The following is a 24,236-nucleotide window of genomic DNA, read 5'->3' on the forward strand; positions in this document are numbered from 1 at the left end:
CCGGTAGGCAGCCGACGTCTACGACGGAAAGCCCCATCCACGTGCATCCCGCGGCCGGACTTCGGCGACGCCCGGATGCCAGACGAAAGCAGCCACGATGTCATCCACCACCGAACTGGAAGCCGATTCACGGCCTCAGCGTCCCATCGCTCTCATCGTCGTGATCCTGATCTTCGCCGCGATTGTGAGCTCCTTCGAAGCGACGATGATGTATACGGCCCTGCCGGAGATCATCGAGCAGTTCAAGACCACCCCGAGCGACGCCGGCTGGGTCCTCACCGGCTTCCTGCTCGTCGGTGCCGCCTCTGCGGCCATCAGCGGTCGGCTCGGCGACGCCTTCGGCCGCCGCAACGTACTCATTGTCGTGCTGCTCGCATCGATCATCGGCTCGGTCGTCAGCCTCGTCGCGGACAGCCTGGGCGGGCTCATCGCCGGGCGGTCGATCCAGGGACTCGCGGGCGGTCTGGTTCCGCTGTGCGTCGGCATCCTCCGCGAGAGCGTTCCGAAGAAGAACCTGCCGGTGGCCGTGGCCACCGTCGCTGGTGCCGCTATGTGGGGCGGCGCGGCCGGCAACATCATCGCCGGCAACATCGTCGACGCCTGGGGCTGGCACTACGTCTTCGTGGTAGCCGCGGTCGTAGCGGCCGTCAGCGCTGTCGGCGCCTTGCTCCTGCCCCGCCCGACCGCCAAGGCGCGGCTGGGGAGCGTCGACTGGTTCGGCGGCATCCTGTTCGCGCCCGGCATCGGCCTCGCCCTGTACGGGGTCCATGAGAGCAGCACGTGGGGCTGGTCGAGCGGCAAGACCATCGGTTTCCTCGTGGGCGGCCTCGCGGTCCTGGCTCTGTGGATCGGCTGGGAGCTCCGCGTCGACGAGCCGCTCATCAACATCCGGTTCTTCCTCAACCGCAAGCTCGGTCTGACGCTTGTGGCAACTGCGTTCGTCTCCTTCGGCACGATGGGAGTCTCGGGCTTCGTCGGTCAGCTGATCTGGCAGATGCCAAAGGCGGCTCCGGTCGGCCTCGGCCTGAGCGCGGGAACCGCCGGCGACCTATCTTTCGGGATCGGTCTCATCGGGTTCCTGCTTGCCCCGCTCAGCGGCAGGGTCTCCCGCAACGGCCGTTCGTGCAACGCCCTCATCGTCGGCACGGTCTTGAGCATCGCGGCGGCCCTGCTGTCGGCGCTGCTGTTGGACAGCGTCATCGGCTTCATGGTCTCGCAGATCGTTCTGACCGGTGCGACGGGCTTCCTGCTCAGCTCGCTCCCGAATCTGATCGTCGAAGGGGTCCCGGGACCCAACACGAGTGAGGCTTCCGGTGTCTACATGGTCACGCAGACCGCGTTCTCGGCCGTCGGCACGTCCATCGGCACGGTGCTGCTGTCCCACCACCTCGTCCCCGGTACGTCGTTCAGCACGCGCGCCGGGTACAACCAGCTGTTCATCATGGTCGCTGTCGCTGCCGCGGTGGGCCTCGTGGCCGCCTGGTTCATCCGGAGGGCATCGATCAGGTCGACCGACGCCCTGCCGCAGGCTGCCGCTGCGGTTCCGCACGCCGTCTGAGGTGGTGCGCACCCGACCGTGAGGTGAGGCCTCCCGGATACGAGATCGAGGTCCCCCGGCCGCCGGGGGACCTCGATCTCGTCGTACCCGGCCAAGCCGCCTACGCCGTGGTCTGCAGGGGCACCTGGACGACACGCAGGTCGCGAGGCGGGGACCGACGGCGTGCCGGTGTCCGGGCCGGCAGTGTGGTCTCTTCATGGGGCGAGAATCAGGTGCGTGGTGAGCACGGGGCCGATCCGTGACGGCCGACACGGCAGGGTCCGCGCCGCTGAAGCCTGAAGCCTGTGGACGTGGACGCGGACGGCCAACTTTCCTCTCTGTATGGGGAGTTGGTGTCCGGGAGGGGGTGTGTCCTGTGACCTCGCCCTGGCCTTCCCGTGAGGGAGAGTCCCCCGGGCCGGGGGCAGACCGTGGAGCGGACGCCGATACCCGTCGGTCGGACACAGCCGTGCCCGACCGACGGGTATGCAGGTGACGTCTTCAGCTCCGGGGCGGGTGGTGCGGTCCTGTCCGTGACGCTGGAACCGGCCCGCCGACAGTCCACAGGCAGCCCGCGGACAGACACCGCTCGCGTCACCCGCCTGACACGGAAACAGACCGGCCGGGCGATGAGGAGGTTCATCGTCCGGCCGGTCCCACGTGCGTGGTGTGTTCTTGCTGAGCTGAGCTGATCTACTCCCGAGGCCGACAGCCACGGCGTCACCGTAGGAGGAGTGCCCTCCCTGGTCGCCGTGGGGGCCAGGCACCGCACCTACCTGACCGGATCTCCGAGTGCGCTCGCGGCGACGACGCCATCAGCGATCAGCGAGTCGACCTCCGAGGCCGGGACGCCCAGTTCGTCGACCAGGATGTCGACAGTGTTCCCGCCGAGCGCCGGCGGGTAGGCGGGTTCGACCTCCGCGGTGTCGCCGAAGCGGATCGGGGTCGCGACGTTCTCGAAGGCCGCTTCGTCGTTGCGCACCACGACGAGACTCCCGTCGGCGGCGGCCCGTGCGTCCGCGAGCGCTTCGAGGACGTTCTTCACCGGGGCGGCGGGGACGGACGCGGCGGAGAGCAGGTCGACCCACTCAGCGGCCGGCCGCTGTGCGAACCGCTCCTCCAGGATCGCCCACAGCTCCTCCTTGTTGCTCAGCCGACGCGCGGCGTCGAGGAAGCGCTCGTCGCTGATCAACTCGTCGACACCGAGGACCCGGCACAGGCCCTCCCACATACGCGGCGTGTTGGCCGTGACCACGAGCTCGCGGCCGTCCCCGCCCCTGAAGGAGCGGTATGTCGCGATGGAGTCGTGGGCCGCACCCTGGGGCCCCGGAGCCTCACCCTTGAGGTTGGTGTACAGCGCCTGGTACGAGAGCATGGCGAGCTGGCCGTGCAGCATCGAGACGTCGACGATCCGGCCCCGCCCCGTCTCGCGGCGTGCCTCCAAAGCGGCCAGGATCCCGATCACGGCGTACAGCCCCGCCACGACGTCACCGGCCGGAATCCCGAGCCGTGCGGCCGGGGCCCCGGGATGTCCGGTCAGGCTCATGACACCGCTGAGCGCCTGGACCACCATGTCGTACGCCGGCCGGTCGCGCAGCGGCCCGTTCTGTCCGAACCCGCTGATCGACGCCCACACGAGCGCGGGCCGGCGCGCGACCACGTCGTGCGGATCGATACCGAGCCGTGTGGTGACGCCCGGCCGGAAGTTCTCGATGACGACGTCGGCACCGTCGATCAGGCGCTGCACTATGTCGAGCCCGCGCGGCGACTTCAGGTCGATCGCGATACTGCGCTTGTTCCGGTTGTTGGCCAGGTAGTAGGCGCTGTCACCGCCGACCGTCGGGCCGACGATGGCCCGGCTCGAATCGCCGCCGAGCGCTTCGACCTTGATGATGTCCGCGCCGAGGTCACCGAGGAGCTGGGTGGCCGAGGGCCCGGACAGGAAGGTCGTCAGATCGATGACGCGCAGGCCCTCCAGGGGCGGGCGTTCGGTGGTCGTCATGCCGCCTCGAAAATGTGGATGGTGCACGCGCCGTGGTCCAGGCCGGCGGTACCGCCGCCGGTGACGTGCGTCAGCGCCGTGCGGGCGTCTTCGATCTGCCGGGACCCGGCCTGCCCGGTCAGCTGCCAGAAGGCTTCGGCGATCTGGGCTACGCCGCTCGCACCGACCGGGTGCCCCTTGGCGAGGAGACCGCCACTGGGGTTCACCACGACGTCGCCGCCGAAGGTCGTCCTGCCGTCACGCAGGAGCGCCACCGCACTCTGCTTCTCCGTCAGGCCGAACGCCTCGTAGTAGACGAGCTCCGCGATCGAGAACGCGTCGTGGAGCTCGATCATGTCGAGGTCCTCGGGACCTATGCCGGCCTGGGCGTACGCGTCCCGTGCGGAGTCGTAGGTGATCTCCGGCTTGGTCATGTCGCGGAACCCCTCCTCGACCTGGCCCGAGTGCAGGACCGAGGCGGCGACGCGCATACCGCGCGGCGTGCCGAGGCGCTGGCGGGCGCGTTCGGAGGCGAGGACGACGACCGCCGCTCCGTCGCCGGTCGGGCAGCACATCAGCAGGGTGAGGGGGTCGGCGACGGGGCGTGCCGCGAGGACCTGCTCCACCGTGACCTCCTCGCGGAACTGCGCGAAGGGGTTCAGCGCGCCGTGCTTGCGGGCCTTCACGCTGACCCGTGCCAGGTCCTCGGCGGTGGCCTCGGTCTCGTACAGGTAGCGCGTCGCGCGCATCGCGTAGACGGCGGGCATGACGATGCCCTGCTTGACCTCGCGGTCCTCGGGGGACAGCGGCAGCGTTCCGCCACCGAACTGGGTGAGCTTCTCCACCCCGATGACGACGGCGACGTCGATGAGGCCCTGGGAGATCGCCGTCCACGCCTCGTGCACGGCGGTGGCGCCGCTGGAGCAGGCGTTGTCGACGTTCACGGTCGGGATCGTGCCCAGGCCGATCTCCTTGGTGATCCGCTGGCCGGTCATCATGCCGCCGTAGGAGTGGCCGACGTAGACGGCGTCGACGTCGGACTTCTGGATGCCCGCGCCCTGGAGCGCGTCGATCAGCGGTGGCACCGCGAGACCTACGTAGGACGAGCTCCGGTGCTTGGCGAACGGAATCATCGCCGCGGAGACGACGAACACGTTGTCACTCATGAGATGTCCTCTTGTCAGGCGCCGGCGACCGGCACGAAGAACCAGTGGCCGCCGTCGACAGCGAGTTCGACGCGCATGTCCGGCTGGAGCGGTGTGGAGCTCTCGCGCAGGTCGGCCAGTGTCCGGACGCCGTCGAGGTCGACGTAGCCGAGGGGGCGCACGTCCTTTCCTCCGACGTGGAGCCGGGTGAAGGAGTAAAGAACCCCGGTCGTGGGGAGGGGGACCCGGGAGATCCCGCGGCCCACGCAGGAGCTGCAGACCACCCGCGCGCCGATCATCGTCTGGCCGCACCGGTCGCACCGCGATCCGACGAGACGTTCGCCTTCGGGGAAGGTGCCCAGCAGGCTGTCGCTCTCCAGATCGGCGATCGGCACGGACACCGGTGCCTCGGTCTCGACGGTCATTGCACTCCTCCGTTGTCTGCCGCCGCGGCGGCGGCGCGGGCGATGGATCGGGTCGGGCACACGTTGATCGCCATGTCGACCTTGTCGTCACTGTCGCCGTGCGGATCGATGACGAACGCGATGCTCAGGTCGTCGAGGTCGAAGGTGTTAGGCGCGTAGAAGGTGCACTGCCCCGACCCCATGCAACGGTCGCGATCGACCGTGATCTCGTCAGCCATCAGTCGGCCTTCCGCTCGCTGTACTCCAGGTTCAGGTGGGTGTGCCCGCGGAACTTGTAGCTCTCCATGAGGTTCCAACGGCGATCGCCGGCCGGCCCGTGATGCTCCTCGGAGAGGGTGATGCTCTCCGTACGCTCCAGGAGCCGCTGGAGCGAGTACACCGCTTCCGCGCGGGCCAGCGGAGCTCCGGGGCAGGTGTGGATGCCGCGGCCGAAGGCGAGGTGCTGGCGTGCGTTGGGGCGCTGGACGTCGAAGTCGGCGGGGTTGTCGAAGATCCGCGCGTCGCGTCCGGCAGCACCGTGCAGCAGCAGCACCACGGTGCCGGGGGCGAGATCCAGACCGCCGATCGTGGTCGCGACCTTCGTGAGCCGGAACGACCCCTTGATCGGCGCCTCGATGCGCAGTACTTCCTCGATGAACTTGGGGATGAGCGCGGTCTCCCGGCGCAGCAGGCCCTGCAGGTCCTGGTCCTCGGCGAGGCGCGCGAGCGAGATGCCGAGCAGCTGGACGGTCGTCTCCAGTCCGGCGGCGAAGAGGTTCGAGGCGATGCGGGCGACGTGGATCGGCTCGGGGAGGGTGCCGTCGGGGAACGTCGCGAGCGCCATCCCGGTGAGGATGTCCTCGCTCGGGTTCGCCCGCCGCTCCTCGATCTTCTCGATGAAGTAGTCGTAGAGCCGCTCGAGGCTGTTGTGATGAGCGGCCTGAAGCTGGAGATTGCCGAGCATCGGGGCCTCGGTGGCCAGCAGCTCGATCAGCATCGGGTGGTCGGCCTCGGGAACCCCGAGGAGGTCCGCCACGGCGAGCACCGCGTAGCGCTTGGCGTAGTCCCAGATGAAGTCGCATTCGCCCTTGGGCAGCAGTTCGTCCAGGAAGTGGTCGGCGGTGCGCTGGAGGAACTCCTCGTTCTGCTTGAGCCGCTTCGGGGTGATGAGACCCATCAGGAGCGCGCGGTGGTCCGTGTGCAGGGGCGGATCGAACGTCACCAACTGGTCGTTCGTGGGGAAGTACTCGCGGTACTGCTCCAGGATCTCCGTCAGATCGTCGCCGACCAGCTCGACGGGCAGGTCGAGGACGGGCCCGCCCGTCCTGTTGATCGAGGAGTAGACGTCGGGCTGGTGGTAGACCTGCAGCGCCTCCTCGTAGCCGGTGACGATGACGACCCCGTACTTCGGCTCGCGCCACACAGGGTGGTTGGCGAGCATGTGGTCGAAGTACGGCACGGGGTCCGCCGCCACCTCGGCGTCGGTGAAGTAGTCGATCTCTGTCGGGTCCATCTCCGCGGTACTCATCCGCGCCCCTCTCATCGCGGTGCGCCCTGGTCCGGCTCCGCGAGCCGGAGGCGTCATCGCTCTCCGGGACCGGCCGTGCCGGCGCGGTCCACACCGTTCCATTGAACCGAACGAACGTACTGTTGTGCGGCATACACAGGATGGCGGTGCGTGGTTATCGTGTCAAGAACTAAGCTCGCATGAAGAAATAAGCGTGCGGCTCTCGTGGTCGTCCATTGACAGCTCATTCGGGTGCGAGCAGAATTCGAACTATTGCGTTGTAGCGTCACCATGTTCTGTTGTGCGGGACGCAATATTCGGTGGATGCGTATCGAGCGACACGGCAACTCTCATGACACGCGCGACGCCACCCTAAGACGGAAGCCGTCGCCCGCACGAGCGGGGCGGTGGTGAGGACCCGGGCAAGCCGCCGGCCTCACAAGGCCCGGGTACGAATCCTTGAGAGAAGAACGGAGTCAAAGATGACTGACGACCTCGGTCCGGATCCGCTTGCCCCGTGGCTGCGCGAGATCGCCGACGCCCATGAGAAGGAGCGTCACGTCGAAGGGGAGCAGTGCCGCGGTTCGGTGGCGCTCATCGACGAGGCCGCCCGCCTGCGCGGCGTCGCCCAGGTCAAGCTCGGCAGGGCCGCTTCGCTCGAGCGCGAGGTGGAGACCCGGCCCGGCCGCCTCGCCGACGGCCGCGCGGTGGCCGAGGCCGAGAAGCGCGACTGGCAGAAACTGGGCGTGTCAGAGCTCCGCGACGGCCACGGCAGCGTCGAACTCGAGGTGCAGATCGGCATCTACGGTCGCCACGCGCACGGCGGCGACGTCATCAAGTACGACGCGCACGGTGTCCACAACACCCACCTCGACGGGCTCGCGCACATCGGCGCGGACAGCAGCTGGCACGGCCCGATCCCCGCCTCGGCGTCCCAGACCGACGAAGACACCATGGTGAACTGGGCGCAGCACGGCATCGCCACCCGCGGTGTGCTGCTCGACGTCGCGGCGGCACGCGGCGTCGACTGGATCACCGCCGAGGAGCCGGTCACGGCCGCGGAACTCGACGCGGCCCTTGCCGCGACCGGCGTCACCCTCGAATCCGGCGACGCGCTCATCATCTACCAGGGCCGCGACCGCTACGAGGCCGCGGGGAACGTGTACCCGAGTGGGGCCGCGGCCGTCCGCCGCCCCGGTATCGGCGAGGACGGTGCGAAGTGGATCGCCGCGAAGAACCCCGGCCTCGTGCTCTGGGACTTCCATGACGCGCGTGACAATCCGGGCGGCTCGCTGGAGGTACACAACCTCATCTACGCGATCGGACTCTGCCTCGTCGACAACTGCCTGCTCGGTCCTGCCGTCGCCGAGCTGAAGGCGGCCGGCACATCGACGGGTCTGCTCGTCGCCGCGCCGACGGCGATCCACCGGTCGACGGGCGTCCTCATCAACCCGCTCCTCTTGTACTGATCTTGTCCTGATCCTTTACTTACTCACGCGTGACCCTTGATCCATGAACAGGTCTGGCGCCGGTCCGGTAGAGCGGACCGGCACCAGACCTTCGCCATGCCTGCCGCGCACCGGCGCGGCACCATCCATGCTGAAGGAGTTGACGATGCTCATCGGAGTGCCCCGCGAGCCGGCCGGGGAGACACGGGTCGCCGCGACCCCCGCGACGGTCAGACAACTGATGGGCCTCGGATACGAGGTCGTGATCGAGGCCGGAGCCGGTGAGCTCTCCTCGTTCAGCGACGCGGCCTACGTCGAGGCCGGGGCCCGGACCGGCTCTGCCGACGAGGCGTGGGGTGCCGACGTCGTCCTGCGCGTCAACGGCCCTTCGCCCGACGAGGTCGGCACACCGAAGGACGGTGCCACTTTCGTCTCGACGCTGGCACCGGCCGTCAACCCCGAACTGGTCGACGTGCTCGCCACCCGTAAGATCACGGTGCTGGCGATGGACGCGGTGCCGCGCATCAGCCGTGCGCAGTCACTCGACGTCCTCTCCTCGATGGCCAACATCGCCGGCTACCGCGCTGTCGTCGAGGCCGCCCATGAGTTCACCCGGTTCTTCACCGGCCAGGTGACGGCCGCGGGCAAGGTGCCGCCGGCCAAGGTGCTCGTCGCCGGCGCCGGCGTCGCGGGCCTGGCCGCGATCGGCGCCGCGTCGTCGCTGGGAGCGATCGTGCGGGCCACCGACCCGCGCCCGGAGGTCGCAGACCAGGTGAAGTCGCTGGGCGGCGAGTACCTCCCCGTCGTGGTCGCGGAGGAGGCGCAGCAGTCCTCGGACGGCTACGCGAAGGCCACGTCCGACCTCTACAACGAGGCTGCGGCCAAGCTCTATTCGGAGCAGGCCGCCGACGTCGACATCATCATCACCACCGCGCTGGTCCAGGGCCGCCCGGCGCCCCGGCTGATCACTGCCGCCGACGTGGCGTCGATGAAGCCGGGCAGTGTCATCGTCGACATGGCGGCGGGCATGGGCGGCAATGTCGAGGGGAGCGTCGCCGGTGAGAAGGTCGTCACGGCGGGCGGCGTCACGATCCTCGGCTACACCGACCTCGCCGGCCGACTCCCCACCCAGGCCAGTCAGTTGTACGGAACCAACCTGGTCAACCTCATGAAGCTGCTGACCCCGGGCAAGGACGGCCAACTCGTCCTCGACCTGGACGACGAGGTGCAGCGCGGCATCACCGTCGTACGCGACGGCGAGAAGCTGTGGCCGCCGCCACCCGTACAGGTTTCGGTGGCTCCTGCCGCGGCTCCCACGGTCGAGGCAGCGCCGAAGGAGGAGAAGAAGTCCCTCTCCGCCGGCGCGAAGCTGACCCTCGTCCTCGCCGGCATGGCCGTTTTCTTCCTGATCAACACCTTCGCCCCGGCCCCGATCCCGCAGCACTTCACCGTGCTCTCGCTGGCGGTCGTGATCGGCTACTACGTGATCGGCAAGGTGGCCCACGCGCTGCACACGCCGCTGATGTCGGTCACCAACGCGATCTCCGGCGTCATCGTCGTCGGCGCACTCATCCAGATCGGCATCGACCACCGCGCGATCCAGATCCTGGCCGGGATCGCCACCTTGCTCGCAGCCATCAACATCTTCGGCGGCTTCGCCGTCACCCGGCGCATGCTCAACATGTTCTCGAAGGGTGCCTGACGTGTCCGTCGACTCGATCGCGACCGCCGCCTACCTGATCGCGGCCCTCCTGTTCGTCCTCAGCCTCGCCGGCCTCTCCAAGAACACGACGGCCAAGCAGGGCCTGACCTACGGCGTGGTCGGCATGGCCATCGCCCTGGCCGCCACCATCGGCCTCTCCCTCCACGACTCGACCGCGCGCGGCAGCGCCGTGCTGATCCTCGTGGCCGCCGTGGTCATCGGAGCGGCCATCGGCCTGTGGCGGGCCCGCGTCGTGCAGATGACCGGGATGCCGGAACTCATCGCGCTGCTGCACTCCTTCGTCGGCCTCGCCGCGGTCCTCGTCGGCTGGGCGTCGTACCTCGAGGTCGAGCGCGGAGGTCTGGAGACCTTCTCAGGTTCCCTGCTGCGCATCCACCACGCCGAGGTCCTGATCGGGATCTTCATCGGCGCGGTCACCTTCACCGGCTCGATCGTCGCCTACCTCAAGCTGAGCGCGAAGATCAAGGCGGCCCCGCTCGTGCTGCCGGGCAAGAACCTGCTCAACCTGCTGGCCCTGCTCGCCTTCGCCGCCCTGACGGTGTACTTCGTGGCCGACCCGGCCGCGTGGCCGATCGTCGTGGTCACCGCGATCGCGCTGCTCTTCGGCTGGCATCTGGTCGCCTCCATCGGCGGCGGCGACATGCCGGTCGTGGTCTCGATGCTCAACAGCTACTCCGGCTGGGCGGCCGCGGCCTCGGGCTTCCTGCTCGACAACGACCTGCTGATCGTCACGGGCGCACTCGTCGGCTCCAGCGGTGCGTACCTGTCGTACATCATGTGCAAGGCGATGAACCGCTCCTTCCTCTCGGTGATCGCCGGTGGCTTCGGTATCGAGGCCGGCCCGTCGGGCGTGGTCGACCACGGCGAGCACCGCGAGATCACGGCGGAGGAGACCGCCTCGCTGCTGGACAGTGCCTCCAGCGTCGTCATCACACCGGGCTACGGCATGGCGGTCGCGCAGGCGCAGTACCCGGTCGCCGAGCTCACACGCATCCTGCGCGAGAAGGGCGTCGACGTCCGCTTCGGCATCCACCCGGTCGCAGGCCGGCTCCCGGGCCACATGAACGTGCTTCTCGCCGAGGCGAAGGTGCCCTACGACATCGCTCTCGAGATGGACGAGATCAACGACGACCTGGCCGAGACCGACGTCGTTCTGGTCATCGGTGCCAACGACACCGTCAACCCGGCCGCCGCGGAGGACCCGAGCAGCCCGATCGCCGGCATGCCGGTGCTGCGGGTGTGGGAGGCGAAGAACGTCGTCGTCTTCAAGCGGTCGATGGCCGTCGGCTACGCCGGAGTCCAGAATCCGCTCTTCTTCCGGGACAACACCCAGATGCTCTTCGGCGACGCCAAGACCAAGGTCGACGACATCGTGCAGGCACTGCAGCGGGTGCCGGCCTGAGCGGCGAGGCCGTGCACGGTTGACGGCACACCGGGCCTGTGAGGGGCCGGACGCACGAGCGCCCCACTGGTGACGACGCGTCGTCACCAGTGGGGCGCTCGTGCGTCCGGCGAGAGGCGGTGGTGGCACCACGTGTCCACCACAAACTCTCAGGCGTGGTCGGCATCCGCCTCGGGCGCCCCGGGCCGGTTCCCCGTGAACCGGCTCGTCAACGCCTCCGCGGACTTCAGTACGAGCGCGGTGAGCTCCTGGGTCGAGGCGGCGTTGAACCGGGTCTCGGGGATGGTGATGCCCACGTCGCCGATCACGACGTTCGACGGTCCGAGAACCGGCGCCGCGATGGCGATCGCTCCGTCGATGCGCTCCCCATGGGAGATGGCGTACCCGTCACGCCGGATGCCGGCCAGACGCTCTGCCAGCCGATCGGGGTCGATCCATGTGCGGTCCGTGAGAGCGTCCAGCTTGCCGTGCGTGATCTCGTGCTGAATCTCGGGAGGGAGGAAGGCGAGAATGGCGAGACCGCTCGCGCCCGCGTGGAGCGGAAGCCAGACACCTTGCGGGACCGTGTACCGCAAGGGGTGTGGGGACTCCACCGACATGGCGAACATCATCTGGCGGCGCTGCTCGTTGACGACGGCGAAGAAGGATGACTCGCCGCTGCCCTGCGCCAGGTCGGACAGGATGTCGAGGGTGGCCTCGCGCAGGGGGAAGCGGGCGTTCGCGGTCCAGGCCAGGCGCAGAAACTCCATCCCGAGCCGGTAGTTTCCCGCCGGCGTGCGGCCGACCATGCCCAGCTCCTCCAGGTCGCCCAGGAGCCGGTGAGCGGTACTCGCACTGACGCCCAGTCGGTTGCCGATCTCCCGCACCCCGTAGGCCTTCTCACCACCGTCGATCATCAAGGTGAGGATCTCGATGCCACGCGCGAGTGGGTGGCGCTGGCGCTCAGTTGCGGCCACCGTGCCCTGCGTCGTGTTCTGCGTCGCCACTCCCTGCTCCTTCTGTACCGCCGAGTCCCGCATAGCAGAATCATGATTCCTTTAAAGAGAACACTATCAGGCTTGTCGCTTCTTGCTGGCTGATTGCCGATGGTCGATTGTCGCCCTGCGCAGGGGCAGCAACGCAAGAGGCCTCCCCCGCTCGAAGGCAGGGGAGGCCTCTTGCCCCACAGAGTGGTTCTCACGTGCCCGGACGCCCGAGTGGCGACGTGCTACGTGGCCGCCCCCGCGGCGAGCAGCATCTCGGTCCTGTCGTGCAGCTTCACGCGCGTGCGGCCGGTGGCCTCACCGCGAGCGACTTCGGCTGCCTCGATGGCCCGCCAGCGGCTCCAGTCGACGACGGCGACGCCACGCAAGCGCAGCAGTGCGTCGACGCCCGCGGGGCCGGAGCCCTTCCCTGACAGGTCAGGTGCGTCAGCCAGGAGGGCGGCGGCCGTCTCGCTCGCGCAGAGCCGGTTTGTTCCGATGACGCCGCTGGGGCCCCGCTTGACCCAGCCGACCGCGTAGAGGCCGGGCAGGACCCGTTCGCCGTCGAGGACTCGCGCGTCACGGTGGGGGATGGTGCCCGATGCGTCGTCGAAGGGGACCCCGCTCAAGGCGGCACCGCGATAGCCGACGGCGGGCAGCACCAGTCCGGTGGGGAGATCCTCGACGACTTCGGGGCGTGTCGTGTGCGCCAGACGTACAGCGGAGACCGAGGTGTCACCCACGAACTCCACCGGCGTGCGGTTGAACAGGAAGCGGATGGAGCGCGGCCGCCCCTGCGGCCTGCGGTCGGCGACCTTCTGGAGCGAGGCGAGCAGGCGTGCGGTCGCCGGCCGGGTGCCGGCCCGCGCCTCCGGTGAGAGCGCCAGGTCGTCCGGAGAGACGGTCACGTCGGCGCCCTCCACCTCGGCCAGCTCCAGGAACTCCTTGTTCGTGAACTTGGCGTGCTCGGGGCCCCGTCGGCCGACCACACACACCTCTCGTACCGAGTGGCCGGCCAGTGTGTCGATCACATGCTCGGGTACGTCGGTCCTTCGCAGCTCGTCGGGCGTGCGCACCAGCATGCGGGCGACATCGAGCGCCACATTTCCCACGCCGACCACGACGGCCCGGTCCGCCGTGAGGACCGACGTGTCGAAGTCCGCGTCGGGGTGACCGCTGTACCACGACACGAAGTTGCGCGCGGCGACCACACCGGTGAGGTCCTCGCCGGGAGTGCCGAGGCGGCGGTCCAGCGGCGCTCCCGAGGCCAGGATGACCGCGTCGTAGTGGGCGCGCAGCTCATCCATCGTGATGTCCGAGCCGACTGTCACGTTGCCGAGGAACCGCACGGAGGGGGCCTCGAAGATCTCGGTCAGGGACGCGACGATCGACTTGATCTTCTGGTGATCGGGGGCGACGCCGTACCGTACGAGCCCGAACGGCGTGGGCAGTCGCTCGAACACGTCGACGCGGACCTCGTGGTCGGGGTCCTCGGTCAGGATCTGGGCGCAGAAGGCCCCTGCCGGGCCGGAACCGACGACGGCGACTCGCAGCGGCGCCATGGCTAGGCCTCCTTGCGGGGGAGGGCCGCGACGAACTCGACATCGTGGTCGATCTTTCCCAGCTTGCGGGCGCTCTTGGGGGAGTCGAGGGCGTCGAAGAATTGAGCGTTGAGGTCGAGGAACTGCTCGTCGTCGCCGGTCAGGTCGGCGTCGTAGCGGATCGCCGTCACCGGGCACACCTCCTCGCAGGCGCCGCAATCGATGCACTGATCCGGGTTGATGTACATCATCCGGCCGCCCTCGTATATGCAGTCGGCCGGACACACCTGCACGCAGCTCTTGTCCTGGATGTCCACGCATGCCTGCGTCACCACAAAGGTCACTTCTTCTCCCTGGTTTCCGTCGACAGTGGGAAGGCAAGCCCGCGGCAGATGTGGCACCACCGGCCTCGGGGCGAGCCTCCAGGGACGGTGGGTCATTCAACGGAACGAGCGATCCTTTCAACGGCGCCAGTGTCGGTACGCCTGCCCCGCATGTCAAGAGCATGCGGGATGGAGGCGCGACGGGAGGTTCGCGCGGAGCGGGACTCCGGCCGACGGGTGAGGAAATGGGCCACGATCCGGGTCTTCCGTTTTGGCGTCGTGTGCACACCGGTCGGCGCCTGCGCCGAGGACCGACTCGCGGGCATGAGCCTCTGAGCGACGACGGCGAACTGGCCCACAGCGTCACGCTGTGGGCCAGTTCGCCGTCGGGCGTCGGGCGTCGGCTGGTCAGGGTCGAAGGGAGGGCTGACACGTGAACGACCCGTCAGAAACGTTCTGGGGCGGGGCAAGCGCCCCGCCCTCAGCGAGCTCAGGCCAACTGCCGGACCGCGTCGACGACGCTGTCGCCCGAGGCGCCGGCCGACAGCAGTCGGCGTGCCTGGTTCAGGGCCCGCACCCAGTTCACCGTGACCGCGCCGCAGGCGACGCCATGCGCGTCCGTGTGGATCACGGCCGCCCTGCTGTCCGTCCGAAGGTCGCCGATGACGGTCGAGTTGCCCGCGGGATCGCGCCAGCCGCAGGCGTTCACCTTCCAGTCGTACTGGTCGGACCACACGTAGTCCGTCGGCTCGTAGGCCGCCCCGACGCCCTGCGTGAGGGCAGTGGCGACGTACCTCGCCTGGTCGCCGGCGTTCGTCCAGTGCTCGGCCCGGACGCCGGCACCTCGTCCCGGGTGCGGCCAGCGGGCGACATCGCCGATCGCGTACACGTCGTCGGCTCCGCTCGCCCGCAGGAAGCGGTCGGTCACGACGCCGTTGTCGAGCTTGAGACCGGAGCCGGCTAGCCAGTCGGTCGACGGCACCGAGCCGATGCCCACCACCGCGGTCGACGCCGACAGGCGCTCCCCGCTGTCGAGTTCGACCGTGAGCTGGCCGGCCTTGCCTTCGATGGCGACGACGCCGGTCCCGAACCGGGTCTGGACGCCGTGGCGGCGGTGGAGTTCGACGAGGCTGCCCGCGATCTCGGGGCCGACCAGCCGCGTCATCGGCTCAGGGAGCGGGTCGACGACCGTGACGGGGCAGCCGTGTGCGACCGCCGCGGCCGCGATCTCGGTGCCGATGAAGCCGCCTCCGACGACGACGAGGGGCTCACCGAGCGCGAGCCGCGCGGCGATCGCGCGCGAGTCGTCCAGCGTCCTGAGCTGGTACACGCCCGACGGCGGGCGCCACGGGGACGGCCGGGCCGCGGCTCCGGAGGCGATGACGAGCACGTCGTACGGCACGGTCGTGTCGTCGGCGAGGCGGACGCGGCGTGCGGCGGTGTCCAGGCCCACCGCGGCCGACCCGAGCCGGAGCCCGATACCGAGTTCGTCCAGCTCGGCCCGCGTGACCAGCCGGATCCCCTCCACGGACGGCTCCGACCAGGCGCCGTTGAGAAGGCTCTTCGAGAGCGGCGGGCGGTCGTAGGGAAGTTCGTCCTCGGCGCCGATCAGTGTGATGGGGCCGCTGTGGCCGAGTGCCCGAAGGCCCTGTACGGTCCGTGTCCCGGCCAGCGAAGCCCCGACGACGACAATGTGGCGATCGGGGGCGGTTTCGGTCATCGTCCTGGTCCTTGTGTGTCGGTGACAGGTAGGCGAAGGCGCAGGGCGCTCTGAGCTTCCTGGATGAGGCCCACACACCGAGAGGGTTACCCCTTCAAGGGAACGTCAAGTCGCTACAACGCAACAGGGAAATACTGATCGCCGTTGCGGCGGGTGTCAATGACGGGTATGTGCAGGAAGGGTTGACATCCCATTTCGCGCCACGCCATGCTGAGGATTCCTGGCAACGGAACGTGTGTTCTGTTCGCCGAGTCGCTCCCTCGAGAGGAATGAGGACGTATCCCGATGACCAGGGTGCACACCGCTGGACACTTTCACGGAGAGATTCGATGACGGCCGCGGGCCGCGTGGCCGTCGTGACAGGAGGTGCCGCGGGCATCGGCCTGGCGATCGCCGAGCGCCTCGCGAAGGACGGATTCCGGATCGCGATCCTCGACGTCGTCGACGGCGCGGCACAGCGGGCCGCGGAAGCGATCGCCGGCGTCGGCGGCCACGCGCGCGGATACCGCGCCGATGTGAGCGACCGACAGCAGGTCGACGCGGCGCTGGTAGCGGCCCGCGCCGACCTTGGACCGCTGACCGCCGTCGTCGCGAACGCCGCGGTCGCCCCGCAGCGACCGTTCCTGGACATGACGCTCGACGAGTGGAATCGCACCCTGTCGATCAATCTGACCGGGACCTTCAACGTCGTCCAGTCCGCTCTCCCGGACCTTCTTGAGGCGGGCTGGGGGCGCGTCGTACTGATCGCCTCCTCGAGCGCGCAGCGCGGGGCCCCGAAGATGGCCCACTACGCCGCGTCCAAGGGCGGGCAGATGGCCCTCACCAAGGCGCTCGCCGTCGAGTTCGCCAAGTCGGGCATCACGGTCAACACGGTCGCTCCGTCCTCGATCGACACCCCGAGCGTGCAGAAGAAGCGTGCTACGGGCGCCATTCCGTCCGCGGAGGACATGGCGAAGTACATCCCCGTCGGGCGGATGGGCACCGGCGAGGACATCGCCGCCGCGGTCTCCTACCTCGTCTCGGACGAGGCCTCCTACGTGACCGGCCAGACCGTCAGTGTCAACGGCGGCTCCTTCATAGGGTGATCTCATGACTCAGCCACGCATTCCCCCGCGCCCCGTCGACGACTGGACCGACGAGGTCGACGAAGCCCTGTCCGTACTGCGCGCTCAGGCGCCCGGCACGCAGGGCAGCGCGCCCAGCGGGCCCGCGGCGCGTCCGCAGTCCCACATCCTCGGCATCTACGCCTGGCACCCGGACTTGATCCGTGGGTGGATGCCCTTCTCGAACCATCTGCGGCACTCCACGCTCTCCGACCGCGTCCGCGAGATGGCGATCATCCGGACGACCTGGCTCGGCTTCGGCGAGTACGAGTGGGCCCAGCACGTCCGGATGAGCCGGGCGGGCGGCCATCTCACCGACGCGGAGATCGACGCGCTCGGCGAAGGTCCCGATGCCGCCGAGTGGTCGGACGCCGACGCCGCGGTCGTCCGGGCCGTCGATGAGATGTGCACCGTGAAGAACGTCTCGGGCGAGACATGGCTCGCTCTCGAGAAGCAGTTCTCCCGAGAGCAGCTCATCGACTTCGTGTTCACCGTGGGCACCTACGACATGCACTGCACGGCGTTCAACACGCTCGGCCTGGAGCTCGAGCCGGGCATGACCGGCTTCCCCGCCGACCACCGGCGCGGTACGTGAGCCGCGGGGTGCTGCGCTGGCAGGTGAAATCGTCCTTCGTCCATTACGTACGGGCGATCGCGGTCGGCACCTGCGATGCTGTCGATGGGGCCGAGCTGGATGCCGACGGGGTGTTCCAGTTCCCGCTGACCGCGGCGTCGAGGGACGGCGACGGCTGGTTGCTGCACTTCGGTGGAGGCGCGCGTTTCATGGCCCACCACGGGTTCCTCGATGTCGAACTGCGCGAACTGGAGCTCAGGGTGACGGCGGACGCACGCGGCGGCGCCCTCAGTGTCGTGGCCGCGCGGGGTGACCGCGTCACCATCGCCACCGTGGCGCCCGCCGCCCCTGCGGAGGGCAACGGCGTGGTGCGCTGGCCGGGCCTCGTCCCGTGCCTGACCGACGCCGGGGCCGAGCTCTTCGGTAACGTCTATCCGCCCGGCTCCGACCTCGCACCGCTCGATCCCCTGGTCCTGCTAGATTCGTAGGCAATGTCTTCATCCCCGCCCCATCAGCCTGCGCGGCGCAGCGGCGCCCGAACCGGCGAAGGGCGCAAGAACGTTCGCGGTGAAGTGACGCGTCAGCTCATTCTCGCTGCGGCCGAGCGCCTGTTCGCCGAGCACGGCATTTCGGCTGTGCCTCTGCGCGACATCGGAATCGCTGCCGGCCAGCGCAATCACGCCGCCGTCCAGTACCACTTCGGCGACCGCGACGAGGTCGTGAAGGCCATCCTGGAACTGCGCGGCGCCGAGAGCGAAGTCAGCCGGACCGGCATCGTCGCCGATCTCATGCTCGGCCCGACCCCGCCGACCGTTGTCGACGTCGTCGGCGCGTTCGTGCGGCCGCTCGCGATCCATCTGCGGGAGGACAACCACTACCTTGCCTTCCTGTCCCACTTCATCATCGAAGAGGGCGGATACGAGGGCTTGGGCGATGTCCGCGCCGGTGCATCGGTCCTTACGCTGCGGACTCTCCTCAGCCGGCTTGTACCGCAGGTCCCCGAGGCGGTACTCGAAGAGAGATGGTGGGTGATCCTGACGAGTGCCGTGCACGCACTCGCGCGCTACCAAGCGGCGCAGCGAAAGCGTTCCCACCTGCCCGCGGAGATCGACGTCCTGGTCGACGATCTGGTGACCTTCCTCAGCGCGGGACTCACGGCACCGCTCGTCGAGGGCGATCCGAGGACGACGGCAGGCGGCTGAGCCAGGCACAGCCCCTCGGCAGTGGTCATGAAGACGCACACGGCGAAGGAGCCCGGTCACCGACCGGGCTCCTTCGCCGTGTGCGTCGCGTCGCTGTCAGGCGCCGAGGTGGGCCATGAACCTCGACGTCCAGTCGTGCAGACTTGCGGGCACGTAGTAGCCGCTCTCGTCGGTGATCTCCTTCCAGTTTCCGGCGATCTCCTCGATCGTCGGTGTCCCGGTCCCGGCCGAGTGGTATCCGGGGCTGACGGCGAGGAACCACCGGGCGAACCGCTGCGCACCTGCCACGAGAATCTCGCCGTTCACCGTGCAGTCCTCGTGCGCCAGGTACGCCACCATCGGTGACACCAGGTCGGTGCGCAGCGCCTGCAGGCGAGCGTCGTCCAGCGCGGTGGTCGTGATGTTCGGCTTCGCCGCCGAGGTGCTCGGACGCGTGATTGCGTTCGGTGCGACGCAGTTGACGCGAATGCCGTGTGACGCGCCCTCCAGCGACAGGCTCCGGGTGAACCCGATGAGCGCCCCCTTCGCGGTCGCGTACGCCAGGTTGTCCGCCAGTCCGAACATGCCGGTCGACGTCGTCGTGATCACCCGGCCGTAGCCCTGCTCGACCATGTACGGCCAGGCCGCACGCGTCGTGTGCCATGTGCCGCGCAGGTGCACGTCGAGTGTCAGGTCAAGGTTCTCGGCATCGGCCTCGGGGAACGTGGCGAAGCGGGAGATGCCGGCGTTGTTCACGACGATGTCGATGCGCCCGAACTCGCGGACAGCGGTCTCGACGAGCGTGTGGCAGCCCTCCTCCTGGCCCACGTTGTTCGTGTCGGCGACGGCGACGCCGCCCGCGGCGATGATCTCCCGGACGACATCGTTGGCCGGTCCGGCGTCGCTGCCTTCGCCCTCCTTGGTGCCGCCGAGGTCGTTGACGACGACCTTGGCGCCGCGCTCCGCGAGCAGCAGCGCATGGGCCCGGCCGAGGCCTCGGCCGGCGCCGGTCACGATGGCGACTCGTCCGTCGAACCGGAAGTCAGGGGTGGCGTTCATCATGCTCCTTCGACAGTGATCGTGGCGGGATTTCATCACGCGAGCTCAGATAAGACAATCCCTACGACGCTGTGCAGGCCATGTGTTGCAAAGGTGGTTTTTATTTTTCAGCACTTGTGCTTACCTATGGCTGATCGCCGCTGGAGCAGTCGTACCAAGTGGGAGTGAGTCAAAGTGGCAGGACAGATCGACAACGACGTTGACGTCGAGGTGCTGGTGATCGGTGCCGGCGTGGTCGGCATCTACGCGCTCTACCGGGCGCTCGACGCCGGCTTCACGGCGCAGACGCTGGAGGCCGGTGACGGGGTGGGCGGTGTCTGGTACTGGAACCGCTACCCGTCCGCGCGCTTCGACTCCGAGAGCTACGCCTACGCGTACATCTTCTCCAAGGAGCTCTTCGACGAGTGGCGGTGGAAGGAGGAGTTCGCGACGCAGCCGGAGATCGAGAGCTATCTCAACCACGTCGTCGACCGCTTCGACCTGCGCCGGCACATCCGCACGGGCGAGAAGGTCGTCTCCGCCGAGTTCGACGAGGCCGGCCAGGCATGGGTGGTGCGGACGCAGAAGGGCAGCGTCGTCCGGGCCCGTTGGGTCATCTCCGCGACGGGCGGCCTGTCCGTACCGAACTACCCCGACATCGACGGACTCGAGGACTTCGGCGGCCAGGCGTACCACACCGGCGCCTGGCCCCACACGCCCGTCGACTTCGCCGGCAAGCGGGTCGCCATCATCGGCAACGGCCCGAGCGGCGCCCAGCTCCTGCCGGCGATCGTCGACACCGTCGAGGCCGTGGACCTCTACCAGCGCACGCCGACCTGGACGACCCCGCTGAACAACGCCCCCATCTCGGACGAGCGCCAGGCATGGCTCAGCGACAACTTCGACGACATCGTCAAGACGTTGAGCACGTCGCCGACGGGCTTCCTCCACGAGCCGGCGGGCAAGTTCTCGACGGCGGACTCGGCGCAGGAACGCCAGGCGTTCTACGAGAAGATCTGGAAGAGCCCCGGCTTCGCCAAGCTCACGTCGAACTACTACGACATGACGACGAACCGCGAGGTGAACCTCGAGTTCTGCGCGTTCCTCGCCAACAAGATCCGCTCGATCGTCAAGGACCCGGTGACCGCCGAGCGGCTCATCCCGAAGGACCACCTCTTCGGTGCGAAGCGTCCGCCGTTCGTCACCGGCTACTTCGAGTCCTTCAACAAGCCGAACGCCTCACTCATCTCCCTCAGGGAGACGCCGTTCGTGCGGGTCGACGCCACCGGGATCGAGACCACCGAGCGACACCGGGACTACGACATCATCGTGTTCGCGACCGGCTTCGACTTCGGCACCGGCGCGCTGACCCGGATGGGCATCAAGGGGCGTGAGGATCTCGACCTGAGCACCGACTGGGAGGACGGGCCGTCCGACTTCGGGGGCTTCAGCGCGCACCTGCTGCCGAACTTCTTCTTCCCGGGCGGTCCGCACGGCGCCGGCGGCGGCAACTACCCGCGCTACTCGCAGGACCAGGTCGACTGGATCACCAAGACGCTGATCCACGCGCGCGACCACGGGTACGCCGTCTTCGAGCCGACCGCCGCGCAGCAGGACGAGTGGATGACGATGGTCGAGACGCTCGCCCCGCAGTCGATCTTCTCGGCCGAGCACAGCCACTACTACGGTGCCAACGTCGAGGGCAAGGTACGCAAGTTCCTCCTCAACCCCGGCGGACGGGCGAAGCTCCACGAGATGCTCGACGCGATGACGTCGACCGAGGACTTCGGCGGCGCTCTCTCGCGCGCGAACGAGACCGCCCATGCCGGGTAGCGGGGCGCTGCCAACGACCGGAACCCAGGGAAAGGAGTACGAAGTGACCGGCATCGACCGCCCCTTTCGTGTGCGGATGCTGTACCAGCCCGTGATCCATGTGCCCAGCCTCGACGAGGCAGAGGATTTCTACAGCCGGGTCTTCGGCCGCCCGAGCACCAACTTCTCCGTCGTCATGCCAAACCCGCCGGCGCCGGGGCACTCCGTCGGCTACTCGACGTTCACGGCGATCAGCGATGTGCTCATCGACAACCTCGAACCGAAGCGGTACCTCACCGGCGGGGTGCAGAGGTATCCGGATGTCGGTACACCGCAGCTGAAGACGACCGGCTGGTACGTCGAGGGAGTCAAGGAGCTCTACAAGGAACTGCGTGCACAGGGCTTCCGCCTCGTGGACGCGCGCGACGAGGTGCTGGAGGCGGACGAGTGGGCAGGAGGCCCGTCGCCGTTCCAGAGCCTGAAGGACGACGCCGGCCTGCCGTACCGCTTCTTCGAGATGTTCCCCTTCCCCCTCGACCCGCGGGTGACCGAGGGGTGGACGATCCCCGCGGTCACTGACGACGACCCGCTCGGCATCGTGCACGCATCGCATCACACCGTCCTGACTTCCCGGCCGGAGCGCGCGCTCAAGCTCACCGTCGACGTCCTCGGCGGCAAGGTCATCCACACGGGCCGTGACGAGCTGCGCGGCGTCTACGGGCCGTACGTTCAGCTGGCCGATGCCGTCTTCCACTTCGCCACACCGGATCCCTGCGGCGAACGGGCCGAGGACGGGTCGGGGAACGAGCCGCTGGATACCTACCACGCCATCACCTGGACGGTTGCTGATCTGGAGCGGGTGGCCAAGCACCTGGACGCCGAAGGCGTCCGTATCGCCCACCGCTGCGACACCGCCCTGGTGACCGATCCGGCGACCAGCCTCGGCATCCCGTGGGGATTCACGACGGCTTCCCTTCCAGGAGACACACGATTTCAGGAGACACGATGAGTGACATAGCGCAGTCGCGCCGCGAAGTCCTGCTGGCCCTCACCAACCCCGTCGAGGGGAAGGACAAGGAGTTCCAGGACTGGTACTGGGGAACGCACATTCCGGAGATCCTGGCACTGCCCGGGTTCGTGGCGGTACGTCGCCTCCGGGCAGCCGACACGTCGACGGAGGGCATCCCCTACCGTTACGCGACGATCTACGAGGTGGAGGGTTCAGCGGAGGAGGCGCGCATGAGGCTGTTCACCTCCGGGCTCGGTTCCAGCGACACACTGGACACCTCCAGCATCGTCATGATCCCGCTGGTCATGCACGACGACGCGTTCCTCGCATGAGCCCATGGACAGTGCGGGCGAGGCGGACTTGGAGGAGTTGTTCCCTTTGAGGGCCGGTGTCTGAGGAGCGGCCTGGGTGCCCGGGGCGCAGGAGCCTGACGGGTGATCTTGTGCGGGCTGGCGACGTCAGCCCGCACAAGATCACCGGCCCGTAGTGAGGTGACCACATCCACCAGTGCGCCGTGCGGCTCGGCGCCGCCTCCCGGGCCACCAGGAGCACTGCCGCTTGAGCGGCCCGGCCCCGGTCTGCGGCGGCCGCAGTCATGTCGGGATGTGGAGAGCAGGTCTTCGAGGCTCCGGACCGCGCCATGCGGACGCAGGCCGTGTTGATCTGGCACAGGACTCTGTCCCAGCACCGTGACAGCACCGCCTTCTGGGCCCGCGGCGGCAGTGCGGTGGGCGTGACGCCGCCCGGGGCCGAGCGGATGATGCGCATGCCGTCCGGCGCCCATGGTGACTCGATGGGCGGGATGACGATCGCGGGGGGATAGCCGCGGCCCTCTACGCACGCTGCATTTCGGTGGGGCCGCCGTGGAGGCACCCGGGCGCCGTCGAGGCGGACTTCGTAGAAGATGCCGGTCGGATCGAGGCCCTGCCGGCGCCGTATGGTGACGCCGTGGGCGTCGAGGTCGACGAGGAACGAGGCGGGGGAGCCCTCGTGTTGAGCGATCACCAGCAGCCGGCGTGCCCCGCCCGCGCCCGACGAGCGCGGTGGCGAGGAAGGGGCCGCGGGCGGTGGCGCGGCCGATCTCCTCGGCGACCAGGGCGAGTTCGACCAGCCCCTGGCCGGTGCCGCCGTGTTCCTCGGGCAGGCCCAGGCCGAGTCGGTCGAGCTCGGCCCGCCAGGCGCCAGAACGCGGGGTCGACGTCCTCCCGCTGACAGGTCTGCGCCCGCAGGGTCTGCGTCGGGCGCGATCGTGGAGCCAGCCGCGCGACACCGTACGCGGCATCGCCTGCTCGTCGAGCTCGAAGTCCACCAGTCTCCACGTCTCGTGCTGTCGCATCGGTTACCCGTGTGGCAGCAAAGAAAGTATCCTCTTTTGCGGAGTGGAGTCGAGAAGTAGTCGGAAAAACTTCCCACGCAACGGTCGACGGCGTCATTAGAGTAGCCTCATAATCAATGCCGAGGCGGTCGAGGGCGAGGGGAGAACAGTGATGCGGCTGGAGCCCACGCCGGAGCTCGCGGCCTTCCGCAAGACGGTACGGGCGTTCGTCGCCGAGCACAGCCCGGGCATCAAGAAGCACGCGGGCGCCGACGTACGTCCGCCGCGTGAGATCACCGGGACCAGCGACTTCAACGCGGTCTTCCTCGACGGCGTCCGCATCCCGGCCGGCGGTCGGCGAGCTCGCCACCCGGGTGCACGTGAGTGCCGAGATGGTCGGCCTCGCCCAGTCGCGGATGCTGCACGACACCGTGCAGCCCGCCGAAGCCCCGCTCTGCAAGTTCTTCTGCGGCGAGCTTACTCACGCACGCACATGATCGCCGGCAAGCCG

Annotated in this window: 22 protein-coding genes and 1 pseudogene; 12 read left to right on the forward strand and 11 right to left on the reverse strand. The window is 68.7% G+C overall.

Going from position 1 to position 24,236, the window contains the following annotated elements; translation table 11 throughout:
* Nucleotides 1–97 precede the first annotated feature (97 nt).
* The gene (locus ACWD4J_RS11580) at nucleotides 98–1,558 is read left to right on the forward strand and encodes an MFS transporter (protein WP_451395138.1); all 1,461 of its coding nucleotides are present in this window, start codon (nucleotides 98–100) and stop codon (nucleotides 1,556–1,558) included.
* Between the two features lie 751 nt (nucleotides 1,559–2,309).
* Here the strand turns inward: ACWD4J_RS11580 and ACWD4J_RS11585 are convergent.
* Genes ACWD4J_RS11585 through ACWD4J_RS11605 form a run of 5 tightly spaced genes read right to left on the reverse strand, consistent with a single transcriptional unit; the run spans nucleotide 2,310 to nucleotide 6,595 of the window.
* Nucleotides 2,310–3,539 (reverse strand): CaiB/BaiF CoA transferase family protein, encoded by a 1,230-nt coding sequence (locus tag ACWD4J_RS11585; RefSeq protein WP_451395139.1) that lies wholly within the window; start codon nucleotides 3,537–3,539, stop codon nucleotides 2,310–2,312.
* Nucleotides 3,536–4,684, reverse strand: a complete 1,149-nt coding sequence (locus tag ACWD4J_RS11590) for a thiolase family protein (RefSeq protein WP_451395140.1) — start codon at nucleotides 4,682–4,684, stop codon at nucleotides 3,536–3,538. Before ACWD4J_RS11590 ends, ACWD4J_RS11585 begins: the two co-directional genes overlap by 4 nt.
* A gap of 14 nt (nucleotides 4,685–4,698) precedes the next feature.
* On the reverse strand, nucleotides 4,699–5,088 hold the full coding sequence (locus ACWD4J_RS11595) for a Zn-ribbon domain-containing OB-fold protein (protein WP_451395141.1): 390 nt from the start codon (nucleotides 5,086–5,088) through the stop codon (nucleotides 4,699–4,701).
* A complete protein-coding gene (locus ACWD4J_RS11600) occupies nucleotides 5,085–5,306 on the reverse strand; it encodes a ferredoxin (protein WP_451395142.1) in 222 nt (73 codons plus the stop codon). The genes ACWD4J_RS11595 and ACWD4J_RS11600 overlap by 4 nt, the downstream gene beginning before the upstream one ends.
* Nucleotides 5,306–6,595 (reverse strand): cytochrome P450, encoded by a 1,290-nt coding sequence (locus ACWD4J_RS11605; protein WP_451395143.1) that lies wholly within the window; start codon nucleotides 6,593–6,595, stop codon nucleotides 5,306–5,308. Before ACWD4J_RS11605 ends, ACWD4J_RS11600 begins: the two co-directional genes overlap by 1 nt.
* Nucleotides 6,596–7,056: 461 nt before the next feature.
* Here ACWD4J_RS11605 and ACWD4J_RS11610 point away from each other — a divergent pair, with 461 nt between their 5' ends.
* From ACWD4J_RS11610 to pntB, 3 genes are all read left to right on the forward strand, one after another.
* Nucleotides 7,057–8,043 carry a cyclase family protein gene (locus ACWD4J_RS11610; protein WP_451395144.1) on the forward strand — a complete coding sequence of 329 codons (987 nt, stop codon included), beginning with the start codon at nucleotides 7,057–7,059 and terminating at the stop codon, nucleotides 8,041–8,043.
* Between the two features lie 145 nt (nucleotides 8,044–8,188).
* Nucleotides 8,189–9,724, forward strand: a complete 1,536-nt coding sequence (locus tag ACWD4J_RS11615) for a Re/Si-specific NAD(P)(+) transhydrogenase subunit alpha (RefSeq protein ID WP_451395145.1) — start codon at nucleotides 8,189–8,191, stop codon at nucleotides 9,722–9,724.
* A 1-nt stretch (nucleotide 9,725) separates the two neighbouring features.
* Nucleotides 9,726–11,147, forward strand: a complete 1,422-nt coding sequence (pntB, locus tag ACWD4J_RS11620; protein WP_451395146.1) for a Re/Si-specific NAD(P)(+) transhydrogenase subunit beta — start codon at nucleotides 9,726–9,728, stop codon at nucleotides 11,145–11,147.
* 149 nt (nucleotides 11,148–11,296) lie between these two features.
* Here the strand turns inward: pntB and ACWD4J_RS11625 are convergent, their stop codons facing one another.
* The 4 genes from ACWD4J_RS11625 to ACWD4J_RS11640 form a co-directional block, all read right to left on the reverse strand.
* Complete coding sequence (locus ACWD4J_RS11625; RefSeq protein ID WP_451395147.1) at nucleotides 11,297–12,133, reverse strand: IclR family transcriptional regulator; 837 nt, start codon at nucleotides 12,131–12,133, stop codon at nucleotides 11,297–11,299.
* A 221-nt stretch (nucleotides 12,134–12,354) separates the two neighbouring features.
* Nucleotides 12,355–13,671 carry an FAD-dependent oxidoreductase gene (locus ACWD4J_RS11630; RefSeq protein ID WP_451395148.1) on the reverse strand — a complete coding sequence of 439 codons (1,317 nt, stop codon included), beginning with the start codon at nucleotides 13,669–13,671 and terminating at the stop codon, nucleotides 12,355–12,357.
* A gap of 2 nt (nucleotides 13,672–13,673) precedes the next feature.
* Nucleotides 13,674–13,994: a ferredoxin gene (gene fdxA / locus ACWD4J_RS11635; RefSeq protein WP_351146692.1), complete on the reverse strand. Its 321-nt coding sequence runs from the start codon at nucleotides 13,992–13,994 to the stop codon at nucleotides 13,674–13,676.
* Between the two features lie 469 nt (nucleotides 13,995–14,463).
* Nucleotides 14,464–15,693 (reverse strand): NAD(P)/FAD-dependent oxidoreductase, encoded by a 1,230-nt coding sequence (locus ACWD4J_RS11640; protein WP_451395149.1) that lies wholly within the window; start codon nucleotides 15,691–15,693, stop codon nucleotides 14,464–14,466.
* 329 nt (nucleotides 15,694–16,022) lie between these two features.
* Here ACWD4J_RS11640 and ACWD4J_RS11645 point away from each other — a divergent pair, with 329 nt between their 5' ends.
* The 4 genes from ACWD4J_RS11645 (at nucleotide 16,023) to ACWD4J_RS11660 (ending at nucleotide 18,572) form a co-directional block, all read left to right on the forward strand.
* A complete protein-coding gene (locus ACWD4J_RS11645; RefSeq protein ID WP_451395150.1) occupies nucleotides 16,023–16,778 on the forward strand; it encodes an SDR family oxidoreductase in 756 nt (251 codons plus the stop codon).
* Nucleotides 16,779–16,782: 4 nt separating this feature from the next.
* Entirely contained in the window at nucleotides 16,783–17,391 is a 609-nt protein-coding gene (locus ACWD4J_RS11650) for a carboxymuconolactone decarboxylase family protein (protein ID WP_451395151.1), read from the forward strand.
* On the forward strand, nucleotides 17,388–17,858 hold the full coding sequence (locus ACWD4J_RS11655; protein ID WP_451395152.1) for an HtaA domain-containing protein: 471 nt from the start codon (nucleotides 17,388–17,390) through the stop codon (nucleotides 17,856–17,858). Before ACWD4J_RS11650 ends, ACWD4J_RS11655 begins: the two co-directional genes overlap by 4 nt.
* A gap of 84 nt (nucleotides 17,859–17,942) precedes the next feature.
* Nucleotides 17,943–18,572 carry a TetR/AcrR family transcriptional regulator gene (locus tag ACWD4J_RS11660; protein ID WP_451395153.1) on the forward strand — a complete coding sequence of 210 codons (630 nt, stop codon included), beginning with the start codon at nucleotides 17,943–17,945 and terminating at the stop codon, nucleotides 18,570–18,572.
* 96 nt (nucleotides 18,573–18,668) lie between these two features.
* On the opposite strand, the gene ACWD4J_RS11665 is transcribed toward ACWD4J_RS11660, so the two are convergent.
* A complete protein-coding gene (locus ACWD4J_RS11665) occupies nucleotides 18,669–19,610 on the reverse strand; it encodes an SDR family NAD(P)-dependent oxidoreductase (protein WP_451395154.1) in 942 nt (313 codons plus the stop codon).
* Nucleotides 19,611–19,784: 174 nt separating this feature from the next.
* Here ACWD4J_RS11665 and ACWD4J_RS11670 point away from each other — a divergent pair, with 174 nt between their 5' ends.
* From ACWD4J_RS11670 to ACWD4J_RS11685, 4 genes are all read left to right on the forward strand, one after another.
* Entirely contained in the window at nucleotides 19,785–21,422 is a 1,638-nt protein-coding gene (locus ACWD4J_RS11670; RefSeq protein ID WP_451395155.1) for a flavin-containing monooxygenase, read from the forward strand.
* 43 nt (nucleotides 21,423–21,465) lie between these two features.
* Nucleotides 21,466–22,410, forward strand: coding sequence for a VOC family protein (locus ACWD4J_RS11675; RefSeq protein ID WP_451395156.1), 945 nt, complete (start codon nucleotides 21,466–21,468; stop codon nucleotides 22,408–22,410).
* On the forward strand, nucleotides 22,407–22,742 hold the full coding sequence (locus ACWD4J_RS11680; RefSeq protein WP_451395157.1) for a hypothetical protein: 336 nt from the start codon (nucleotides 22,407–22,409) through the stop codon (nucleotides 22,740–22,742). The genes ACWD4J_RS11675 and ACWD4J_RS11680 overlap by 4 nt, the downstream gene beginning before the upstream one ends.
* A gap of 263 nt (nucleotides 22,743–23,005) precedes the next feature.
* Nucleotides 23,006–23,233, forward strand: coding sequence for a hypothetical protein (locus tag ACWD4J_RS11685; protein ID WP_451395268.1), 228 nt, complete (start codon nucleotides 23,006–23,008; stop codon nucleotides 23,231–23,233).
* A gap of 288 nt (nucleotides 23,234–23,521) precedes the next feature.
* Here the strand turns inward: ACWD4J_RS11685 and ACWD4J_RS11690 are convergent.
* Nucleotides 23,522–23,746, reverse strand: a pseudogene (locus ACWD4J_RS11690) (hypothetical protein); the annotation flags it as partial.
* Between the last annotated feature and the right edge of the window lie 490 nt (nucleotides 23,747–24,236).

Source organism: Streptomyces sp. NPDC002577 (assembly GCF_053594815.1).